Source organism: Protofrankia sp. Cr1, from assembly GCF_963555865.1.
GTDB lineage: Bacteria > Actinomycetota > Actinomycetes > Frankiales > Frankiaceae > Protofrankia.
On sequence record NZ_CAUVXO010000109.1, the window covers coordinates 10754 to 14483 of the forward strand.

The window sequence follows — 3730 nt, forward strand, 5'->3', positions numbered from 1 at the left end:
CCAGGACGTAGAGCGACCGGCAATAGGGATGCGGCGTTGCGGGGCTGGGGCACGCACCTCGCTGTGTTGCCGTCGGTCGCCACCCACCACCAGGGTGGCTCCATCCGCCGCCTCGCGATGCACGCACCCCGGCCCCGTTCCTTGATCCACGCCCCTATTGCCGGGCGCTCTTATCTGGCGCCATTTCAGGAAGTCGATGTGGACACAATAATCCCAGGTCGCACCCGTTATCCTTTGTTGACCGGCGTCATCGGCTTTTTTATGGGAGAGGGCGTCACATTGACGAGCAGCAGGAAAGAGATCGCGCAGGATGACTACCCGGAGTCGGCCCGGCTCCGTATAGGTGCACGGCCACGGACCGTTGTGGCGGGATTCGTGCCGGCGGGAGCGGGGGTGGCCCGATGAAGCTCACCGTGCTGGGTTGTTCGGGTACCTATCCGGGACCCCGGTCGGCGTGTTCCTCCTATCTGATCGAGTCCGACGGCTTTCGCCTGGTGGTGGACGCCGGGAATGGGTCGATGGGCGAACTGCAGCGGCACTGCGACCTGCGGGACGTCGATGCGGTACTCCTGTCGCATCTGCACGGCGACCACTGTCTCGATCTTGTGGTGAGTGCCTACGCCCGGCGGTACCATCCCGAGGGGATGCCCCCGAAGCTTCCGGTCTACGGGCCGATCAACACTCAGGAACGTCTCTGCGCGGCGTTTGAGCGTTGGCCCGATGATTCCCTGGCTGACATCTACGACTTTCAGACGATCAGTCCTGGACGCCTGAACGTGGGTCCCTTCCGGATCGATCTGGAAAGGGTGGCGCATCCGGTCGAGGCGTTCGGCATGCGGTTGACCGCCGACGGGCGGTCGCTGACCTACTCGGGTGATACCAGCGCCTGTGACCAGCTGCTACAGCTGGCCCGGGAAGCTGATCTGTTCCTGTGCGAAGCGGCCTACATGGATGTCCCGGACAACCCGCCGGGCATTCACCTGTCGGGGCGTGAGGCCGGTGAGCACGCCGCCAAGGCAGATGTCGGACGTCTCGTGCTCACCCACCTCGTGCCGTGGGGCGACACGCAGCGCAGTCACGAGGAAGCGGCCGGTGCCTTCGACGGCTCGCTGGCTCTCGCCGAGACCGGAGCGGTCTACGAGCTCTAGGTCCCGTCCGGTGGATATTGGTCGATGCGTGAGTCTTCGGGTGCTGGTGGCGGGTTGTGGCCGCTCGGCGGTCACAGCCCGGGTCAGCCAGCGCAAGGATGCCTGCGCGCGACGGCCGTGCGGTCCCCTTGCCGCCTGCCGGTAGGGTCGATCGTCGTGAAGCGTTCCGACGGCAGGACATTCGACGAACTTCGGCCAGTAGTGATCACTCGTGGTTGGCAGGACCATCCAGAGGGCTCCGCATTGATCGAGTTCGGGCGGACGCGGGTGTTGTGCGCCGCCTCGGTCACCGAGGGCGTACCGCGTTGGCGCAAGGGCAGCGGCCTGGGCTGGGTGACCGCGGAATACGCGATGTTGCCGCGGGCGACGAATACCCGCAATGATCGCGAAGCGGTGCGGGGTCGCATCGGTGGCCGCACCCATGAAATCTCTCGGCTGATCGGCCGCAGCCTGCGCGTCAGCATCGACCTCAAGCTGCTCGGAGAGAATACGATCGCGATCGACTGCGACGTTCTGGTGGCCGACGGCGGCACCCGCACCGCGTCCATCACTGGCGCCTACCTGGCTTTGTCGGACGCGTGCGCATGGTTGGGCCGTCCGGATGCGATGATCCGCAGCGTGGCGGCGGTGAGCGTCGGCGTGGTTGCCGGTGAGCCGATGCTGGACCTCGCCTACGATGAGGATGCCGGCGCTGACACCGACATGAACGTGGTCTGCACCGGCGACGGTGGCTTCGTCGAGGTCCAGGGAACGGCGGAGGGTGTGCCGTTCGACCGGGTCATGCTCGACCGGCTGCTTGATCTGGGCGCCCAGGGATGCGCGCGACTGACCGAGATTCAGCGGGCGGCCCTTGCCGGGGTGCGTCCGGTGCCCTCAGGTGGGCCACGGTCGGCGACCCGGCCCTCGCCCCGGTGATCGCTGATGGCCTCCAATGACGATCGTGCGGTGCGTGGGGTCGTGTCCACGCGCGTCGTGCTGGCGAGCCGCAACGGCGCCAAGCTCGTCGAGCTGCGCCGCATTCTGGCGGCTGCGGGGCTCAGCGTCGAGTTGCTGGCACTGCCCGACGGCCCGGATGTGGCGGAGACCGGGGCAACCTTCGCCGAGAACGCGCTGATCAAGGCGCGGGACGCCGTGCGGGTCACCGGTCTGCCCGCCGTGGCGGACGATTCAGGGCTTGCGGTCGACGCCCTCAACGGGATGCCCGGGGTACTGTCCGCGCGGTGGGCCGGGTTGCTGTCTGGGGTGTCCGCGGCCGAGCGTGACGCCGCCAACAATGCGCTCGTGCTCGCCCAGTTGGCCGACGTGCCCGCGGCGCGGCGCGGCGCGGGGTTCGTGTGCGCGGCGGCCCTGGTGACCCCGGACGGCACCGAACAGGTCGTGCACGGCGAGATGCGCGGACGGCTGCTGACCGGGCCGCGCGGGACCGGCGGTTTCGGCTACGACCCGCTGTTCCTGGCTGACGGCGAGGACCGGACGAGTGCGGAGCTCAGCCCGGCCGAAAAGGACTCGATCAGTCACCGGGGGCGGGCCTTCGGAGAGCTCGCGGGTGTCCTGCGGGCGCGGCTCGGTATCTGACCGCGCCCGCCTGGTCTGCGCCCGCCTGGTCGGCTCCGGCCCGTGTCCGGGGAGCGGTCGGACATGTCCGGAGCGTTCCACGTGGAGATCTCCTATCGGGCGTTTGGTCACGTTCCGTGATTGACCTCCCGGTGTTGCGCGGACGACGGCGAATTCCGGCAAAATACATTGCGATAGACCACGCCAAAACGGGTACATGGAGGCCAATCGCCGTGTAAGCTAGAACCACCTGTAATCGATCAGTGACTATTTGCTATCGGCAGGGTAGGTTAAGGACGCGGCTGAGGTGTCCGGGTCGTTCCCATCCGTCCCCGACTCGTGACACCCCAGTCGCGTCCTCGATCACCCTCGGTGGCTGCTGATTCGAGTGATGGGTGCGCTGGCCTTGGCGCGCCAGGCACCGTCGGCGCGTGGGAAGGGGAGCGCCAGTCCGGCGTCTGCCGTCCGGCGGCTCCGGTAGCGGTCCTGGTCCCGTGCCGGCGTGCGAAAAGCCTGTCAGGCCCGTGGCGGTGTCAGCCGAGCCAGCGGACCCGCAGGACGGTGATGGTGCGCCAGCGTTCCTCTATCGTGCAATGCATCACGTATCGTGTAATGCATCACGCTGTTCGCTGGCGTACGTCACCCATCGCACCGTGTAGCGCTTCATCGGCGTCCTCCGGATTCGCGCACAGTACCGCCGCCGGCCACCATCGTTCGACCACATCCTGGACGGCATCCAGATCAAACTGGTCGTCGGCGTGCGCCAATGCGCTGCGAAATTCCGCCTCGAACTCAGCCCGGCGTTCCGGATCGAGCGCGGCATGGACCCCCGGCCCGGTCTTGTCCACCCGGATCCGCATCCCGTACAGCGGGGTCGTCACGTCCGCGTCAGCCATGGTCCCATTGTCTCGTCCTGCTGTCGGGACCGAAGGCGGGGGCATCGTTGCGTGCTGCTCTGTCCTGACGGCAGGTCCATCGTAACGGTAAGTGCTCGTAACGGTAAGTGCTCGTAACGGTAAGTGCTCGTG

The 3730-nt window shown here is 67.2% G+C and carries 4 protein-coding genes and 1 pseudogene; 4 read left to right on the forward strand and 1 reads right to left on the reverse strand.

Features of this window, described 5'->3' with window-relative positions:
- The 4 genes and pseudogenes from U9980_RS11420 to rdgB form a co-directional block, all read left to right on the forward strand.
- Positions 1 to 333, forward strand: a pseudogene (locus U9980_RS11420) (hypothetical protein); the annotation flags it as partial.
- A 68-nt stretch (positions 334 to 401) separates the two neighbouring features.
- Positions 402 to 1148: an MBL fold metallo-hydrolase gene (locus tag U9980_RS11425; protein WP_322750943.1), complete on the forward strand. Its 747-nt coding sequence runs from the start codon at positions 402 to 404 to the stop codon at positions 1146 to 1148.
- Positions 1149 to 1304: 156 nt separating this feature from the next.
- Positions 1305 to 2063 (forward strand): ribonuclease PH, encoded by a 759-nt coding sequence (gene rph, locus U9980_RS11430; protein ID WP_322755256.1) that lies wholly within the window; start codon positions 1305 to 1307, stop codon positions 2061 to 2063.
- Between the two features lie 42 nt (positions 2064 to 2105).
- Positions 2106 to 2723 (forward strand): RdgB/HAM1 family non-canonical purine NTP pyrophosphatase, encoded by a 618-nt coding sequence (gene rdgB, locus U9980_RS11435; RefSeq protein WP_322751686.1) that lies wholly within the window; start codon positions 2106 to 2108, stop codon positions 2721 to 2723.
- A gap of 596 nt (positions 2724 to 3319) precedes the next feature.
- Here rdgB and U9980_RS11440 read toward each other — a convergent pair.
- Entirely contained in the window at positions 3320 to 3598 is a 279-nt protein-coding gene (locus U9980_RS11440; RefSeq protein ID WP_322767893.1) for a DUF6247 family protein, read from the reverse strand.
- Positions 3599 to 3730 lie beyond the last annotated feature (132 nt).

What these genes read in the sequence shown, in the direction of transcription:
- U9980_RS11440 (WP_322767893.1), bottom strand. Translation starts at nt 3,598, where the DNA reads ATGGCTGACGCGGACGTGACGACCCCGCTGTACGGGATGCGGATCCGG.
- U9980_RS11425 (WP_322750943.1), top strand. Translation starts at nt 402, where the DNA reads ATGAAGCTCACCGTGCTGGGTTGTTCGGGTACCTATCCGGGACCCCGG.